Source organism: Sinorhizobium psoraleae, assembly GCF_013283645.1.
GTDB lineage: Bacteria > Pseudomonadota > Alphaproteobacteria > Rhizobiales > Rhizobiaceae > Sinorhizobium > Sinorhizobium psoraleae.
The window spans coordinates 340,969-357,537 of record NZ_JABEKV010000003.1 but is presented as its reverse complement, the minus strand read 5'-3'; the positions used below and the strand labels follow the sequence as shown (position 1 = coordinate 357,537).

Annotated in this window: 11 protein-coding genes, 1 tRNA gene and 2 pseudogenes; 13 read left to right on the top strand and 1 reads right to left on the bottom strand. The window is 64.0% G+C overall.

Features of this window, described 5'->3' with window-relative positions; all coding sequences use genetic code 11:
• Window positions 1-78: 78 nt before the first annotated feature.
• The 5 genes and pseudogenes from fdhE to ILFOPFJJ_RS17490 all read left to right on the top strand — a co-directional run bounded on the left by fdhE (window position 79) and on the right by ILFOPFJJ_RS17490 (window position 5,312).
• On the top strand, window positions 79-996 hold the full coding sequence (gene fdhE / locus ILFOPFJJ_RS17510) for a formate dehydrogenase accessory protein FdhE (protein ID WP_173511839.1): 918 nt from the start codon (window positions 79-81) through the stop codon (window positions 994-996).
• Between the two features lie 28 nt (window positions 997-1,024).
• Window positions 1,025-2,437, top strand: coding sequence for an L-seryl-tRNA(Sec) selenium transferase (selA, locus tag ILFOPFJJ_RS17505; protein ID WP_173511838.1), 1,413 nt, complete (start codon window positions 1,025-1,027; stop codon window positions 2,435-2,437).
• 59 nt (window positions 2,438-2,496) lie between these two features.
• On the top strand, window positions 2,497-3,261 hold the full coding sequence (locus ILFOPFJJ_RS17500) for a tetratricopeptide repeat protein (protein ID WP_173512482.1): 765 nt from the start codon (window positions 2,497-2,499) through the stop codon (window positions 3,259-3,261).
• Window positions 3,258-5,093 (top strand): annotated as a pseudogene (gene selB, locus ILFOPFJJ_RS17495) (selenocysteine-specific translation elongation factor); the annotation flags it as partial. The gene ILFOPFJJ_RS17500 and the pseudogene selB, both read left to right, overlap by 4 nt.
• A gap of 123 nt (window positions 5,094-5,216) precedes the next feature.
• Window positions 5,217-5,312, top strand: a tRNA-Sec gene (locus tag ILFOPFJJ_RS17490).
• A gap of 39 nt (window positions 5,313-5,351) precedes the next feature.
• Here the strand turns inward: ILFOPFJJ_RS17490 and ILFOPFJJ_RS17485 are convergent.
• Complete coding sequence (locus ILFOPFJJ_RS17485; protein WP_173511837.1) at window positions 5,352-6,074, bottom strand: GntR family transcriptional regulator; 723 nt, start codon at window positions 6,072-6,074, stop codon at window positions 5,352-5,354.
• 89 nt (window positions 6,075-6,163) lie between these two features.
• Here ILFOPFJJ_RS17485 and uxaC point away from each other — a divergent pair, with 89 nt between their 5' ends.
• The 8 genes and pseudogenes from uxaC to ILFOPFJJ_RS17445 all read left to right on the top strand — a co-directional run bounded on the left by uxaC (window position 6,164) and on the right by ILFOPFJJ_RS17445 (window position 16,552).
• Entirely contained in the window at window positions 6,164-7,564 is a 1,401-nt protein-coding gene (gene uxaC, locus ILFOPFJJ_RS17480; RefSeq protein WP_173511836.1) for a glucuronate isomerase, read from the top strand.
• Window positions 7,565-7,679: 115 nt separating this feature from the next.
• Window positions 7,680-9,140, top strand: a complete 1,461-nt coding sequence (locus ILFOPFJJ_RS17475) for a mannitol dehydrogenase family protein (RefSeq protein ID WP_173512481.1) — start codon at window positions 7,680-7,682, stop codon at window positions 9,138-9,140.
• 374 nt (window positions 9,141-9,514) lie between these two features.
• Window positions 9,515-10,762, top strand: coding sequence for a glycosyltransferase family 2 protein (locus ILFOPFJJ_RS17470; protein WP_173511835.1), 1,248 nt, complete (start codon window positions 9,515-9,517; stop codon window positions 10,760-10,762).
• Window positions 10,763-11,077: 315 nt separating this feature from the next.
• Window positions 11,078-12,019, top strand: coding sequence for an ABC transporter substrate-binding protein (locus ILFOPFJJ_RS17465; protein ID WP_312032725.1), 942 nt, complete (start codon window positions 11,078-11,080; stop codon window positions 12,017-12,019).
• A gap of 70 nt (window positions 12,020-12,089) precedes the next feature.
• Window positions 12,090-13,595 carry a sugar ABC transporter ATP-binding protein gene (locus ILFOPFJJ_RS17460; protein ID WP_173511834.1) on the top strand — a complete coding sequence of 502 codons (1,506 nt, stop codon included), beginning with the start codon at window positions 12,090-12,092 and terminating at the stop codon, window positions 13,593-13,595.
• Window positions 13,595-14,584 (top strand): ABC transporter permease, encoded by a 990-nt coding sequence (locus tag ILFOPFJJ_RS17455; protein WP_173511833.1) that lies wholly within the window; start codon window positions 13,595-13,597, stop codon window positions 14,582-14,584. Before ILFOPFJJ_RS17460 ends, ILFOPFJJ_RS17455 begins: the two co-directional genes overlap by 1 nt.
• Window positions 14,581-15,536 (top strand): annotated as a pseudogene (locus tag ILFOPFJJ_RS17450) (ABC transporter permease). Before ILFOPFJJ_RS17455 ends, ILFOPFJJ_RS17450 begins: the two are co-directional and overlap by 4 nt.
• On the top strand, window positions 15,533-16,552 hold the full coding sequence (locus ILFOPFJJ_RS17445; RefSeq protein ID WP_173511832.1) for a LacI family DNA-binding transcriptional regulator: 1,020 nt from the start codon (window positions 15,533-15,535) through the stop codon (window positions 16,550-16,552). Before ILFOPFJJ_RS17450 ends, ILFOPFJJ_RS17445 begins: the two are co-directional and overlap by 4 nt.
• The last annotated feature ends 17 nt before the right edge of the window (window positions 16,553-16,569 follow it).

The following is a 16,569-nucleotide window of genomic DNA, read 5'->3' as shown; positions in this document are numbered from 1 at the left end:
GCGACCTTGCGCGTCTCGAGACGCGCGGCGCTGCAAGGGATTAGATCACGTGGCCCGTCGGGTTCGTGAGGGAGTGTGATGAAACGCAAAGACGCCGCAGCGCCGGATCCCACTGCAATTGGAGATGTTTCGTCGCCGCCTTTTGCGCGCCTTCCCGATCCCGCTTCGCTTTTTTCCGTCCGGTCGCACCGCCTGCGTCAACTGGCTGAAGCGAGCGACCTTGCCCCCTATCTCAATTTCGTAGCCGCGCTCGCTGTAGTCCAACACGATATCCAGGCCGATCTTCCGCTCGCCGAACCCCCCGACGCCGGGGCGGTCCTACGCGCGCGTGAGTTCGAAATGCCGCCGCTCCATCGCCATGGAATGGAGGGCGGCGAAACGATCAACATGATATTCGATCGCCTGTTCGCCGCCGCTGACGCAATCGAGAAACCGGCCCCGGCCGCCGATGCGCTCGCGCGCGTCGTTGCGGCCGATCCGAAAGCACGTCTTGCCATGGCCGATACCGTTCTCTCCGGCTCCTTGCCCGCGGACGCGATCGCGGAGCATATCTTTGTCTGGGCAGCACTGCAGGTGCATTTCGCCCGGCTCGCGTCGCTTCTCGACGAGAAGAAGCTCACGCCGGTCGCCGACGGCGTTTGCCCGTCATGCGGCGGTCGGCCGGTATCATCCATGGTCGTCGGCTGGCCGGGCTCGCACGGGGCACGGTTCTGTTCCTGCTCTCTTTGCTGCACCTTGTGGCACTATGTCCGGGTCAAATGCGTGCTTTGCGGCTCCACGAAGGGGATCTCCTACCGGGAGATCGAAGACCACGGCGGGATCGTCAAGGCGGAGACCTGCGACGAGTGCCATGGCTGGACGAAGATTTTCTACCAGACCAGGGAGCCGGCGGCAGAACCGATTGCCGATGATGTTGCGAGCCTGAGCCTCGATCTCCTGATGCGCGAAGGCCTTTATCACCGTGGCGGTTTTGCGCCGCTTCTGGCCGGCTTCTGAGACGCGCGGCGCTGTAGGGAGGGCTGTAATGGATGCCAATGTCAGATTGCGTGACATCCCGTCAGTGGACGAGCTTCTCCGATCGGCCGCTGTCGTCGAAGCGATCGAATGCTTCGGACGGCAACCCGTACTCGAAGCCTTGCGGAACGTCCTGGCCGCGATCCGGAATGAGGTGCGTGAAGGCGGAGACATCCCTTCCTCGGATGCCATCGCGACTGCCGCCGTCGCGGCGCTTGAGACGAATGATCGATCGACGCTCCGCCCTCTCTTCAATCTGACGGGGACCGTGCTCCACACCAATCTCGGCCGCGCCTTGCTGGCTGAGGCGGCGATCGACGCCGCGACGGAGGCGATGCGCGAGGCGGTGGCGCTCGAATTCGACCTCGAAAGCGGCAAGCGCGGTGAAAGGGATGATCACCTGCGCGCTCTCGTTTGCGAACTGACCGGTGCGGAGGATGCGACCGTCGTTAACAACAATGCCGCGGCCGTGCTTCTGGTGCTGAACAGTCTTGCGGCGGGCAGGGAAGCGATCGTCTCGCGCGGCGAACTGATCGAGATCGGCGGCGCGTTCCGCATGCCGGACATCATGATACGCTCCGGTGTCCGCCTCGTCGAGGTCGGCACCACGAACCGCACCCATGCCCGGGATTATCGCGACGCCATCGGACCCGATACGGGCCTGATGATGAAGGTCCACGCCTCCAACTATCGCATCGAAGGCTTCACCAAAGAGGTGGGGGCGCGCGAGCTCGCTGGCATCGCCCACGAGTGTGGGCTTCCGCTCGTAAACGATCTCGGCTCCGGCACGCTCACCGATCTTGAACGCTTCGGGCTTGCGCACGAGCCGACCGTCAGCGAAGCGATCGTCGATGGCGCGGATATCGTCACCTTTTCCGGCGACAAGCTCCTTGGCGGACCGCAGGCCGGCTTCATCGTCGGGCGCAGCGCCTTCATCGACAAGATCAACAGGAATCCGATGAAACGCGCGCTGCGGGTCGACAAGATCCGTCTTGCGGCGCTGGAAGCGACGCTGCGGCTCTACCGCGACCCGGATCGCTTGAGCGAACGTCTTCCGACGATGCGGCTGCTCGCGCGTCCGAAGGCCGACATCAGCGAGCAGGCCGCACGGCTGGCGCCCTTGGTGGAGCGCACGGTAAAGGGCGCCTTCAACGTTTCGGTCATTGCCTGCGAAAGCCAGATCGGCTCCGGCGCACTGCCGCTCTCCACCGTGCCGAGCGCGGGGCTCGCCTTGGCGCCGCTATCGGGCAGCGGCCGCATTCTCGCCGAGCTGGCCGCGGCACTCAGGCGTCTTCCGATGCCGGTCATCGGCCGCATAGAACGCGGGTCACTGGTCCTCGACTTGCGCTGCCTCGAGGACGAAGAGGGCTTCGTTGCCAATCTCGAACATCTCGAGCCGCCGGGTGGAGGACCTTCGTCGTGAGCCTTTTCAGCCGTTTCTCGCGAAAGCCGACCGAGAGCGATGCGTCCGGCGAGGCCTCCATGCCCAAGGCGCTCGCCGCCGCCCGCAATGGCGACTTTGAGACCGCCCTCGCGATCTGGGAACCCTTGGCGCGGGCTGGAGACGCGCGGGCGCAGAACAATATCGGCGCCTGTTTTGCCGGCGGATTGGGTGTGCCGCGGGACGCCGACCTGGCTTATCGCTGGCTGAGCTTGTCCGCCGAGGCGGGCGATCCGGTCGGCCAGCGCAACTTCGCCTCCCTCCTGTTCAAGGGCGAGGGGATCACACCGGATTATCAAAGGGCCGCAGCGCTTTACCGCAAGGCGGCCGAACAGAACGACGCCGAGGCTCAGGACATGCTGAGCTGGATGCTGCTCGAGGGCGATCTCATCGAGCCCGATTTTGTGGAAGCCCACCGCTGGGCGCTCGCCGCCTCCGAGAACGGTTCGGCCGCGTCGATGACGCGGCTCGGGATGCTCTACCACAATGCCATCGCGGTCGCGCGCGATCCGATCGAGGCGGTCTACTGGTGGGGACGCGGCGCGCGTGCGGGTGACGCCGACGGGCAGGCGATGCTTGGCGCAGCCTATCATCTGGGAAGCGGCATCGCCCGCGATCCGATCGAAGCCTTCGCTTGGCTCTTGAGGGCGCGGGGAGGCGGCAGCGCGCTGGCCGCGCCATTCTTCGACGTCGTACGCGCCGCGCTCGACGCGGAGGAACTGGCAGAGGCGGAGCGTCGCGCCGCAATGCCGCTGTCCGAAACGGCGGACCCGTCACAGCCTGCAAGCGAAAGGAATGAACAGTGATCGTCGGCACTGCCGGTCATATCGATCATGGCAAGACGTCGCTCGTACGCGCGCTGACCGGCATCGACACCGATCGGCTGAAGGAGGAAAAGGATCGCGGCATTTCGATCGACCTCGGCTTTGCCTACATGCCGGTCGAGGGCGCGGAGACCATCGGCTTTGTCGACGTACCCGGCCATGAGAAATTCATTCACACCATGCTTGCGGGCGCCGGCGGCATCGATTTCGTCCTGCTGGTGGTCGCGGCCGACGACGGCGTCATGCCGCAGACGCGCGAGCATTTTGCCATCGTCGATCTTCTCGGCATCGAAAACGGCATCGTCGCCATCACCAAGGCCGATCTCGTGACGGAAGATCGCCTTCAAGAAGTCGAACGTCAGATGCGAGACGAACTTGCGGGTTCGGCACTTGCCGATGCCCCCATGATCCCGGTTTCGACCATATCGGGCAGGGGGGTGGCATGGCTTCGCGACGAAATCGTCGGTGCGGCACGCTGCTTCACACGACGACGGACATCGGGCCGCTTCCGGCTGGCCGTTGACCGTTCCTTCACCATTCAAGGGGTTGGCACGGTGGTCACCGGAACCGTGCTTTCGGGACAAGTGGCGGTGGAAGACCGCGTCACCAGCAGCCCTTCCGGCCTCGACGCGCGGGTGCGATCGATCCACGCGCAGAACCGGCCAAGTGAAAGTGGCCGCGCGGGCGATCGCTGCGCGTTGAATCTCGCCGGCCCCGGCATCACGAAGACGGCAGTTGGGCGCGGCGACATGGTCTGCGACCGAAGCCTGCATGCACCGACTGGCCGGATCGATGCGACGTTGCGAGTACTCGCCTCGGAGCCGAAGCCGATCGGCCACTGGTTCCCGGTGCGGCTTCATCACGCCTCAGTCGAAGTCGGAGCCCGCATTGTCCTTCTGGCTGACGAGCCGGCAGTGCCTGGAGCGCGCACGCTCGTCCAGCTCGTGCTGGAGCGGCCGATCGCGGCGGCGGCCGGAGACCGGTACGTTGTTCGCGACACCTCTGCCCGGCGCACGATCGGCGGCGGCCGCTTCCTGGATCTGCGCGCGCCGGCGCGCAAGCGGCGCACGGCGGAGCGGCTGGCGCAACTCGAAGCCCTGTCGCTCACCGATCCGAAACAGGCGATCGAGGCCTTGCTTGCCGTGCCACCGTTTTATGTCGACATCGGCGCCTTTGCACGCGACCGGGCGATTGCCGAAACAGAAGCCGGCGCATTGGCCCAATCGTTGAGGATCGTACAGCTGCCGCTGGATGCGGCGACGCTCGCCACGTCCGAGACGAGTTGGGAAAAATTTCGCAGCGGCATCCTCGCAAGACTCAAGACCTTCCACGCGGATAATCCGGACCTTCTGGGAATAGGCGTCGAGCGGCTGCGCACGCTGGCGGAGCTTCGATTGCCGGTGCCGGCTTTTCGGGCGGCTTTGCAAGTACTCGCTCGATCGGGCGAGATCGCGCTCGAAGGAGCCTGGGTCCGCCTTGCCGACCATCGGGTAACGATGGCTTTGGCCGATGAAAGGCTCTGGCATGATATCGAGCCTTTGCTCGACGGAGCTGAGCGGTTTCGCCCGCCGCGCGTGCGCGATATCGCGGGATTGCTGGCGATGCCCGAGGCGCAGGTGCGCCGGCTCTTGAAGCTCGGCAGCCGCATGGGCAAGGTGCACGAGGTGGCGCACGATCATTTCTTCCTACGCGAAGTGGTCGCGGAGATGGTCGCGGTTATCGTGGAGATAAGCACGGCCGCCGACAAGGGTTGGTTCACCGCGATGCAGTTTCGCGATCGTCTCGAAAACGGCCGCAAGGTTGCGATCCAGATCCTCGACTTCTTCGATCGCCACAGCGTCACGCTCAGACGCGGGGATATGCGCCGCCTCAATCGCAACCGTCTGGACCTTTTCGGCAATTTGTCGAATGGTGTCAGTGACAACAAGGGTGTTTCAGGAGGAGATTCGTCCCCGGTGGGGCGTCCGGACTTCAAATCCGGGAGGGGTCGAGAGACGGCCTTTGGTGGGTTCGACTCCCACTCTCTTCCGCCATCGCGCGAAATCCGGAAATAGTCGTCCGTGGCCCGGTGTTCAGCTGAAATAGCCCGGATAGAGAAGCCGTAACTCGTCGATATCCGGAATGACGGCGCTCAAGTGATGCATCATCGCGTCGCGGGCGCGGTCGGGTTCATGCGCCGCGATCGCGTCGCGGATCGTCATATGCTCCTCGATGACGCTATCCATGCGGCCAGGCACCGGCAGCGTCAGACGGCGGGTGCGGTCGATTTGCAGCTTCACGGTCTTCAGGATGGTCCAGATGCCCGGATAGCCGGCGATTGCCGAAATAGCCTCGTGGAAGGCCTCGTCCTGCTCGTGAAATAGCGAGGGCTCGTTGTGCGCCGCGTGGACGCGCTGGCGGGCGATGATCGCGTCGAGCCTGGTAATATCGTCAGTGGTCGCGATTTCAGCGGCATGTTCCACAGTCGTGCGCTCGAGCGATTTGCGGATGACAACGGCTTCGGGAATGGCGGAGACCGGAATTCGCGACACGAAGGTCCCGGATTGCGGGAAGATTTCAACCAGACCGGCTTCGGCCAGCCTCAGAAGCGCCTCGCGCACCGGCGTCCGGCTGACACCGAATTCCTCGGAGATGCGTTTCTCCTGCAGCGCGACGCCCGGCTTCATCTGCAGCGAAAGGATCGCGGCATAGAGCTGTTCGTAGATCGCCGATGCCGTCGTCACCCGGCGAACCTTGACGCCGCCAGGCATCGCAAAAGACGGCGACGACACGCCCGGGCGTTGGCGTTGCGACATGGAGCAAATTCCATTGGTTGACTCGGCTTTGGATACTAGTATATCAATTCATCCATGTTGCCAATATGGACGCAGGGGGAGGCGCGGAAATGGCATTGCATCCCGATCGGTTGTTTCCGGTGGAGCCGGAGGCTCGGACCGTCGCCCGGCGGCTCTATGCCGCCGTTGCCGGCCTGAAGATCATTTCGCCGCACGGCCATACCGACCCGTCCTGGTATGCGGAGGATCAGGCCTTTCCGGATCCCGCGGCGCTCTTTATCACTCCGGATCATTATGCGACGCGGATGCTCTATTCGCAGGGCGTCAGGCTGGAAGACCTCGGGGTCAAGAGGCGCGACGGCAGCAGTGTCGCCCTCGATGGCCGCGCCATCTGGCGGCTTTTCGCCGAGCATTTCCATCTCTTTGCCGGCACGCCCACGAGGTTGTGGTTCGAGCATTCGCTGGAAACCGTCTTCGGCATCACGGAGCGGCTGGGGCCGGGCAACGCAGACGCCCTTTACGATCGCATCGCGGAGGCGATCGCGACACCGGCCATGCGGCCGCGCGCGCTCTATGACAAGTTCGGAATCGAGGTGATCGCCACGACCGACGGCGCGCTGGATGATCTCGCGCATCACGATGCTGTGCGCAGTTCGGGATGGCATGGCCGTGTCGTGCCCACCTATCGGCCGGACGCCGTCGTGGATGCCGAGGCACTCGGCTTTGCCGAGAATGTCGGGAAGCTGCTCGCGATCACTGGCGAGCCCGCGACGTGGACCGGCTATCTCAACGCGCATCGTGCCCGCCGCGCCTTCTTCAAGGCCCGCGGCGCCACCGCGACGGACCATGGCCATGCGACCGCGCGTACGGAAAACCTTTCGCAAGCCGACGCAGCAGATCTGTTCGATAAGGTCCTGTCCGGCAGGGCCGGACCGGCGGAGGCCGAGGCCTTCCGCGGCCAGATGCTGACGGAAATGGCGCGCATGAGCCAGGACGATGGCCTCGTCATGCAGATCCATCCCGGTTCCTACCGTAACCACAATCCGTCGCTGTTTACGAATTTCGGGCCGGACAAGGGCGCCGATATCCCGAAAGCGACCGACTATGTGCACGCGCTGAAACCGCTGCTCGATGCGGTCGGGAACGACGCCTCGCTGACGATCATCCTCTTCACGCTCGACGAGACCGCCTATTCGCGCGAACTGGCGCCGCTCGCCGGCCATTATCCGGCGCTGAGGCTAGGTCCCGCCTGGTGGTTCTTCGACAGTCCGGAAGGCATGCGCCGGTTCCGCGAGACGACCACGGAGACCTGCGGCTTCTACAACACCGTTGGCTTCAACGACGATACCCGCGCATATCTGTCGATCCCGGCGCGGCACGACATGGCACGCCGGGTGGATTGCGCCTATCTCGCCCGCCTCGTCGCGGACCACCGCCTCGACGAGGAGGAGGCCCGCGACCTCGCGCAGGAACTTGCCTACGGACTTGCCAAGCGGGCGTACCGCTTGTGAGCCGCTGCTGCATGTTGCCCTGGAATCGGTGCCGATTCGGGGTGAAACTTCTCGCACCACAATTCGTCAGCCCGACGCAGATCGTCACGCGGGCAGAACAACAGCAGGCTTCATGATGCGGCTCTCACGACAGACACTCGACCGGTTGCCGGCTACCGTCAAACGGCCGGAATACGACCACGCCCGGCTTGCCGTCGGTATCGTCCACCTCGGCATCGGCGCGTTCCACCGGGCGCACCAGGCCGCCTTCACCGACGCGGTGCTTGCACAGGACCCGGCTTGGGGGATTTGCGGCGTCTCTCTGCGCAGCCCCGAGACGCGCGATGCGCTCGCGCCGCAGGACGGGCTCTATACGCTCAGGGTCCAGGATGGTGAGGGCGAGGAACTGCAGGTGATCGGCAGTGTCGTCGAGCTCCTCTGCGCGCCGGAGAACCCGGAAGCCGTTCTCGACCGCATGGCCGACCCGGCGACGCGGATCGTTTCGCTGACGATCACCGAGAAAGGCTATTGCCACAATCCGGCAACCGGCAGGCTCGACGAAAATCATCCCGACGTCGTCCACGATCTCAGGAACCCCGCACGACCGAAGTCGGCGGTCGGCTTCATCGTGGAGGCGCTTGCCCGTCGGGCGGCCGCCGGCGTGCCCCCGTTCACGCTGCTCTCCTGCGACAATCTTCCGTCCAATGGCCACGTGCTGAAAAACGTCGTCACGCGCTTTGCAGAACTGCGCGATCCGGCCCTCGGCCGCGTGGTCGGGCAGGTTGCCTCGCCGTCGACCATGGTGGACCGGATCGTCCCGGCGACGACGGAAAGCGACCGGTCGGAGATTTCCGCGGCGATCGGCGTTGACGATGCCTGGCCGATCGTGACCGAACCGTTCCGGCAATGGGTCGTGGAAGACGACTTTCCGCTTGGCCGTCCGGCCTGGGAAAATGCCGGTGTCGTTTTCGTCGACGACGTCGCCGTCTTCGAGATGATGAAGCTCAGGCTCTTGAACGGAAGCCATTCGACGCTCGCCTATCTCGGCTATCTCGCCGGCGCGGAGACGGTCGCCGAAGCCATGGCGCTGCCGGGCATGGAGGCGCTGGTCGAGGGATTGATGATCGAGGAGGTCTCGCCGACCTTGCCGGCGCTGCCGGGTTTCGATCTCGCCGCCTATCGCCGGGCATTGCTTCAACGTTTCCGCAATCCGGCGCTGCGCCACCGGACATGGCAGATCGCCATGGACGGCTCGCAGAAACTGCCGCAGAGGCTGCTCGGAACCATCCGCGAGCGCATCGCGACCAAATCCTCCTATGACCGCCTTGCGCTCGGCGTTGCCGCCTGGATGCGCTATGCGCGCGGCATCGACGAAAAAGGCAATCCGATCGACGTCCGCGATCCTCTGGCCGCCCGGATCGCCGGGATGACGCAACCGCTGCATCGGGCAGAAGAGATCGTGGGCGCTTTCCTTGGCATCGCCGAGGTGTTCGGCGACGATCTGTCGTCGGATCAGGCGTTCCGGGACACGCTCGTTCGCTCGCTCGCCGCCCTGATGTCGGAGGGCGCCGCCACGGTGGTCAAATCCCGGGCGTGAGCTCTGAGCATCCGGCAGCCTTGTTCTCAAGGGGCAATAGAAGCCGTCGGCTTTGCCGCCACTGCTGGCGCGAAGCTGCACGCGGCGATCGATAGTCCCGAGCGTGGATCGACGATCGTGTTGGCCGCGTCGATGTGCCAGGCCGTCGGCGCCGTCGCTCCCGCACGAACCGCGACCGGGCAAGCCTCACACAAGATCGCAACGGAATAAGTGTGCTCATTGGTTCTCAGTCTTGCGCAGGCTGCGCGGGACTTCGGGAGCAGCGGCCTCTCGGTGGCGTCCAGTCGCCATTCGAGCGAACTCTTTGGAATTGCGCAATTCCGGACGGACAACCGTTACACACTTTTCCTGGACTTGCTTTAGAGGAATACGCAGTGGATCCCGTGAAGCTCAGCATCTGCATCCCAACTTACAACCGGGCCCGCTTTCTGGAGAATGCGCTCGGCCGCTTCGTCGACCTCTACCGCATCCCGTTCAGCTTCGAGGTCGTCGTTTCCGACAACGCGTCCACGGACGATACTCGGGACGTTGTCGAAACCTTCGCCGGCAAAGGGCTGCCGATCCGCTATTTCCGCAACCTGGAGAACCGCGGCGTCGACGCAAATCTCGCCAGCGCCTTCCGCCACGCGGCAGGCGAATATGCGGTCTATCTCGCAGACGACGACATGCTCGCGATCGATGGCCTTACCGAGGCTATCGCCTACCTCGACAGGAATCCGGAACTGTCCGCCTGCTTTGCGCCGTGGTTCGTCCATAACGAGATCGAAGGAAGAGATACGGACCTCTTCTACCAAATCGATGCCGACATCAAATTCGACAAGGATCAATTCGAACGGCTTTTCGCCTTCATCGTCGAGCGGCATATCTTTCCGGAAATCGGAATCTACCGTACCGCCGCGCTGCGCGTTGCGTGGCTGCCGCGTCACTTCGCCTATTGGGCTTTTTCCAACCTCGCGCATTTTCTCGAAAGCGGCGGCGTCGCGTTTCTGAAGAAGCCTTTCTACAGGCAGGTCGTCCAATCGAAGATCGGGCGGGACCGCCCGCAAGCCGGCCACGACGAACTGCTGACCGCCTGGGACCGTTACCGTGGTGGTCTGGAATATTTCCTTCACGTCGGAGTGAAGCGTGGAGCCGTGCGCATGACACCCGATCGTCGTGCGGCACAGGACACGTCGATCAAGCAGTTCACCTGCATGCGCATGGCCGTTGCGATGCGGATGTGGGCAGCCAAGAAGGACTACGTCAAGGCCTATGAAATCTACACGCGAATGGCGCTTGCCGGGTTCGAGCACCATCCGGTCGCCCGGCAGCTGAAGGCTTCCTTGCCGCTGATGGTGGCCGTACAGACGCTTGCCTGGCAGATCAATGCGGCTGCCGAAGTCAACCGCGTGATCCTGCATGGCGTCGACAGCCCGCCGTCGCTTGAGGGCCTGTTGCGCGAGCTCGGCCTGCGCCAGGACGTCGCCGTCGTCTCCCCGGCTCCGGAGCTTGGGTCAAATGAGATCGCGCGCTCGGCCGTCTTCGTCGTCGCCGAAAGCGACCGCCAACAGTTCCTTGCGCAAGGCTATTCGCCGAACCTCGTTTTCTGCGAAAGCGACATCGTCGGCAACGTCGTGGTCTGAAACGCGCGGTGGCTGCAGGGCCAAGCGGATAGCGCCGCATTGGGAGGATCCTGCTGCAAGTCGACATCTGACTTTTGGAAACGAATGAAACCGCCGGCGTCGCCGTTGGTGGCGCGGGACGTTTTTTCGCGGCCATTTGTCCGCCACACGACGCAGTGTAGGTCGCCAAATCACCATTGAAATCGATTACATTTTCTGGCTTCATGTCTCCGCAAGATTTGGGAGGATCTTATGAGGAAACTTATCGCGGTAGCGCTCAGCACAGTTGCGTCCATCGTCATCTCGGCATAGGCAGTCAACGCAGAGACCTTCAAGATCGGTCTCTCGAACGGCTGGGTCGGCAGTGAATGGCGCACCCAGATGATCGACGAGGCCAAGGCCGCTGCGGAAAAGTGGAAGGAAAAGGGCGTTGACGTCGAGGTCTCGGTCCAGAGCGCGAATGTTGACGTGCCCGGGCAGATCGCCCACATCCGCAATTTCATCGCCGAAGGCGTGAACGCCATCATCGTCAACCCCAACAGCCCGACCGCGTTCGATCCGATCTTCGCCCAGGCGAAGGAAGCCGGAATCCTTGTCATCGCGACGGACGCGGAAGTCTCGTCTCCGGACGCGATCTATGTCGGCATCGACCAGACCGCCTGGGGTGCCGCCGGCGCGAAATGGCTTGCCGAGACGCTGGGCGGCAAGGGTAAGGTCGTCGCCATCAACGGTGTTGCCGGCCATCCGGCCAACGAGATGCGCGTGGCGGGATACAAGCAGGTCTTCAAGGACTATCCGGACATCCAGATCGTCAACGAAGTCAACGCCAACTGGGATCAGGCCCAGGGCCAGCAGGCGATGCAGAACATCCTTGCCACCTATCCCGACGTGAACGGTGTCGTGGTTCAGGACGGCATGGCCGCCGGCGCCTGGAAGTCGATCATGGACGCCGGCAAGACCGGCCAGATCGCGGCAACGGGCGAAATCCGCAAGGACTTCATCGATCTCTGGGTCAAGGACAAGCTGAATTCCGGCGCGACCGTCAACCCGCCGGGCGTGATGGCGAGCGCGCTGAATGTCGCGGTGCTGATGCTGCAGGGCAAGGAACTGAAGGAGCCGGCAAAGGCCGGCCAGTACGGCAACGCCCTCTACCTGCCGATTCCGTTCATCGACAGCAAGAACCTGGGCGATGCTGCAAAGCAGCTCGAAGGCAAGCCGGGCTACTATTCCTATACCAGCTCGCTTTCGATCGAAGACGCGGAAGCCCTCTTCAAGTGAGCGTGTCCGATGGTAGCGCGGGCCGAGGATCGGCCCGCGCATGCCTTCGCACCGTAACGGACGAAGTTCCATGTCGAAACTGAGACTGAGCGGTGTAAGCAAGGCTTACGGCGCCACCTTGGCGCTACGCCGCGGCGATCTGGAGGTCATGGCCGGCGAGGTTCATGTGCTCATGGGCTCGAACGGATCGGGCAAGAGCACGCTTTGCAAGATCATTGCAGGCAGCGTGCGGCCGGACGCCGGAAAGATCCTCATCGACAACAGGCCGATCACGATCACCGGGCCGCGCTCGGCGCGCGGACACGGGATCGGCATCTTCTATCAGGAGCTGAGCCTTGCGGCTCACCGCTCGGTCGAGGAAAACATCTGTCTTGCCGCCCTGCCGATCAAGTCCCATCTGTTCGTCGACCGGGTTTTGCTCAAGCAGCGTGCGGCGCGCTACATCAGGCTCTTCGAAAACGTAGCCGGGGAAGGATTTTCCGCCGACGCTCTTGTCGGCAACCTGCGTCCCGACCAGCGGCAACTCGTGGAGATCATGAAGGCGCTGGCGAGCGAGGCGCCGATTCTCATCTTCGACGAGCCGACTTCCGCGCTCGACCGGGCCCAGGTCGATCGTTTCTTTGAGATCCTGCGCGATCTGAAGCGGCAGGACCGGGGCGTCATCTTCATTTCCCACCGCATGGACGAGATCAAGGCGATCGGCGATCGGGTGACGATCATTCGCGATGGCGAGACGATCACGACGCTCAATCTTGCCGAGACGGATGCTGCCTCGGTTATCCGCCTGATGGTCGGCGGCTCCGGCGACATGCCGGCTTCGCAATCGTCTGCCCCGGCTGTCGTCGACCTCGCCGACGGAACGGCGATGACTGTCCGCGATCTCTCCGGTGCCGGCTTCCGCAATGTGAGTTTCGATGTCGCCAAAGGCGAAATCCTCGGCTTCGGCGGCCTCCACGGCCAGGGCCAGTCGGCGCTGCTCCGGGCGATCTTCGGCGCCGGCTCGATCTCGTCCGGCGAGGTGTTGATCGGCGACAACCGCCTTGACGCCTTGAGCCCGCGCGAAGCCATCCGGCGGGGCTGCGCTTACGTTTCCGGCGATCGCGGCCGCGACGGCGTCATTAGCGGCAGGCCGATCATTGAGAACGTCACGCCGATCCATTACCTGCGTGATCGTCTGATGATCGCGAGGCCTTCCAAGCTGCGCGACAAGGTGACGCCGGCGCTCGAAAGCATGCACACTAAGTTTGCGAGCCTGTTCCATCCGATCAGTTCGCTTTCCGGCGGCAACCAGCAGAAGGTGATCATCGCCCGCTGGCTGATCGACCGGCCGAATGTCCTGCTGCTCGACGACCCGACCAAGGGCATCGACCTTTCGGCAAAGGCCGACCTTTTCGCGCTGATCCGTCAGCTGGCGGCCGAGGGCCTTGGCATCCTGCTCTATTCATCCGAAGACGCCGAACTGTTGGGCAACGCCAACCGCATCCTGGTCTTCAACGGTGGCTCGGTGAGCCGCGAGCTGACGGGCGCCGACCGCACGCGCTACAATCTTTATCAAGCCGCTTACGAGGCCGCGTGATGGCAGATGTCACAGTCACTCCGAGAGCGCGCGCCGGCGGCATCCGGAAGCTTCTGGAGCGCTATCCCTTTCTGCCGGCACTGGTGATCGTCGCCGCGCTCCTGCTGCTCAACGGCGTCTTCTCGCCCAACAGCCTCAGCTACCGTTCGCTGACGGGGCTTCTCAGCACCTACATGGCGCTGATCATGCTCGCGATCGCGCAGACCTACGTCGTCTATGCCGGCGATATCGATCTCTCCGCCGGCTCGATCCTGTCGCTCGTCAACGTCGCGATCGTCGTTTTGATGGAGCGATGGGGCGGCGGTGCCGGCGCCGTGCTGCTGGCGCTCGCCCTTGGCCTTCTGCTGGGGCTCGCCTGCGGCCTTGTGAACGGCATCGTCGTCGCCGCGCTGCGGCTGCAGGCGATCGTTGCGACTTTCGCTACGAGCATATTCTTCACCGGGTTCGCCCTTTACATCCTTCCTGTCGCCGGCACGCCGGCGCCGGCGCTGTTCTGGCGGACCTATGGCGGCCGGCTGCTCGGCGTGCCCTTTGTCTTCTATATCCTGGCGGTGCTGGTCGTCCTCCTCCTGGTGCTCAGCCGCACGCGCCTCGTCACGCAATTGCTTGCGGTCGGCGATGATCAGCAGGCGGCCTACCAGACCGGGCTCCCGGTCGTGTCGGCACGCATCAAGGGCTATCTGCTCTGTGGGCTTTTCTCGGCACTTGCCGCCTTCTGCATCACCGGTGACACGGCAAGCGGCGACCCGTTGGTCGGCGGCAAGATGACGCTCTACAGCGTCGCCGCCGTGGTGCTGGGCGGCAGCGCGCTTTCCGGCGGTTGGGGCACGGTGGTCGGCTCGCTGCTCGGGGCGCTGACGATCGGCCTCATCAACTCGGTCGTCTTCTTCATGGGCACGCCCTCCGAATGGCAGAATTTCGTCCAGGGTCTCGCCATTCTCGTCGTGCTGATGGCAGGCGTGCTGGCGGGCAGGAGGGCGCGCGCATGACCCGGATCCTTACCTTCGTGCGTGAGCCGCTCATCATCGCCCTGGTGCTGATCGCGGCTCTTCTTTACCTCGCGAAACGCTGTCGCCGGGCTTCGCCTCCGGCGGACAGATCCTGAGGCTGCTGATCGTCGCATCGCTGCTCGGCATCGTCGCGGCCGGCCAGAACGTCGTCATTCTCGGCGGGCGCGAGGGTATCGACCTTTCGGTTGGCGGCGTCGTTTCGCTTTCGGCGATCATCGCGGGCAACGTCATGAACGGAGCCGACGGCGGTATTTTGCCGGCTATCCTCGCCTGCCTCGCTGCCGGTGCGTTCTTCGGTCTTCTCAACGGGCTGGGCGTGACACTCCTGCGCATCCCGCCCCTCGTCATGACGCTCGGCATGCTTGGTGTTCTCCAGGGCCTGCTGGTCGTCATCCGCATGGGCATACCCTCCGGCCGCGCCGCGCCGGGCCTTTCGGGCTTCGTCACGCAGCCGTTCTTCTTCGGCATTCCGGGCATCATCTGGCTGTGGATCGCGATCGGCGTGCTCATGGCCTTCATGCTCCACCGCACGGTTTTCGGCCATCGCATCTATGCCATCGGCTCGAACGAGCATGCGGCCTACATGGCGGGTGTTCCAGTCCGGCTGATGCGCATCGCGCTGTTCATGATCTCCGGCATGTTCGCGGCGATTGCCGGCATGTGCCTGCTTGGCTACTCCGGCTCGTCCTTCGCCAATGTCGGCGAGCAGTACACGCTCTCGTCGATCATCGCGGTCGTCTTCGGCGGAACGTCGCTCGCCGGCGGCAAGGGCGGCTATACCGGCACCATGGCCGGCGCGATCCTGCTCGTCATCCTCCAGAGCATTCTCACCACCGTGAATATTGACGAATCAGGACGGCAGATGGTGTTCGGAGCGACGCTGCTCCTGCTGATGATGTTCTATGGTCGGGGTCGGGCGATGCGTGCATGAGAGAGCGGCCGAAGATCAAGGATATCGCCAAGCGGGCGGGCGTATCGGTCGCGACCGTGTCGCGCGCGCTGAGCGACTCGACACTGGTCACCGCCGAGACGCGCCAGCGCATCCATGATCTGGCGCGCGAGCTCAACTACCGGCCGAATGTCAGCGCCCGCAATCTCAGGACCCGCAAGTCAATGTCGGTGCTGCTGGTGGTCCGCGACGTCGGCAATCCCTTCTATCTCGACATCCTGAAAGGCGTGGAGGCGACGGCGCGCGAAGCCGGCTATTCGGTTCTGATGGGCAATACCGAGAATGATCCGGCCCGCGAGACCGAGTATTTTCACATGCTGCGCGACGGCCATGCCGACGGCATGATCCTGATGACCGGCAAGCTGCCGACGGCCGGCGGAAACTGGAGCGGTGCCCCGAGCCGCGTGCCCGTCGTCGTGGCGCTCGAGATCATCGAGGGCGCGGGCCTGCCGCATGTGCAGGTGGACAATGCCGGCGCCGCGCGTGAAGCGGTGGAGCACCTCATCTCCCTTGGTCATCGGCGCATCGCCCATATTAGCGGGCCGGTTCCGGAACTGATGAGCCTTCACCGTCGCGAAGGCTATCGCCAGGCCATGCGCGACGCCGGGCTCGATGTCCCGGATGCCTACGAGGTCCGCGGTGACTACCTGCTCGAAAGCGGGCAGGAGTGCTGCCGCGCGCTTTTCACCCTGCCGGAGCCGCCGACCGCGCTCTTCGTCGCCAATGACGAGATGGCCTATGGAGCCGCGTACGAGCTGCGGCGCATGGGGCGCGACGTGCCGGGCGACGTGTCGGTCGTCGGTTTCGACGATCTTTACCTGAGCAAGGCGTTCTATCCGCCGCTGACGACCGTCAGCCAGCCACGCGCCGAGATCGGGCACGCCGCCATGGAATTGCTTCTTAAGATCCTGTCCGGCGCCGAGATCGATTGCGACGAGCCGATCATCCTGCCAACGGTCTTGCACATCCGGGGCAGCACGGCTCCGCCGCAGGGATAACAAATACGCGCGAACTG

Coding starts and splice junctions, on each gene's coding strand:
- fdhE (WP_173511839.1), top strand. CDS start 79: ATGAAACGCAAAGACGCCGCAGCGCCGGATCCCACTGCAATTGGAGAT.
- selA (WP_173511838.1), top strand. CDS start 1,025: ATGGATGCCAATGTCAGATTGCGTGACATCCCGTCAGTGGACGAGCTT.
- ILFOPFJJ_RS17500 (WP_173512482.1), top strand. CDS start 2,497: ATGCCCAAGGCGCTCGCCGCCGCCCGCAATGGCGACTTTGAGACCGCC.
- ILFOPFJJ_RS17485 (WP_173511837.1), bottom strand. CDS start 6,074: ATGTCGCAACGCCAACGCCCGGGCGTGTCGTCGCCGTCTTTTGCGATG.
- uxaC (WP_173511836.1), top strand. CDS start 6,164: ATGGCATTGCATCCCGATCGGTTGTTTCCGGTGGAGCCGGAGGCTCGG.
- ILFOPFJJ_RS17475 (WP_173512481.1), top strand. CDS start 7,680: ATGCGGCTCTCACGACAGACACTCGACCGGTTGCCGGCTACCGTCAAA.
- ILFOPFJJ_RS17460 (WP_173511834.1), top strand. CDS start 12,090: ATGTCGAAACTGAGACTGAGCGGTGTAAGCAAGGCTTACGGCGCCACC.
- ILFOPFJJ_RS17455 (WP_173511833.1), top strand. CDS start 13,595: ATGGCAGATGTCACAGTCACTCCGAGAGCGCGCGCCGGCGGCATCCGG.
- ILFOPFJJ_RS17445 (WP_173511832.1), top strand. CDS start 15,533: ATGAGAGAGCGGCCGAAGATCAAGGATATCGCCAAGCGGGCGGGCGTA.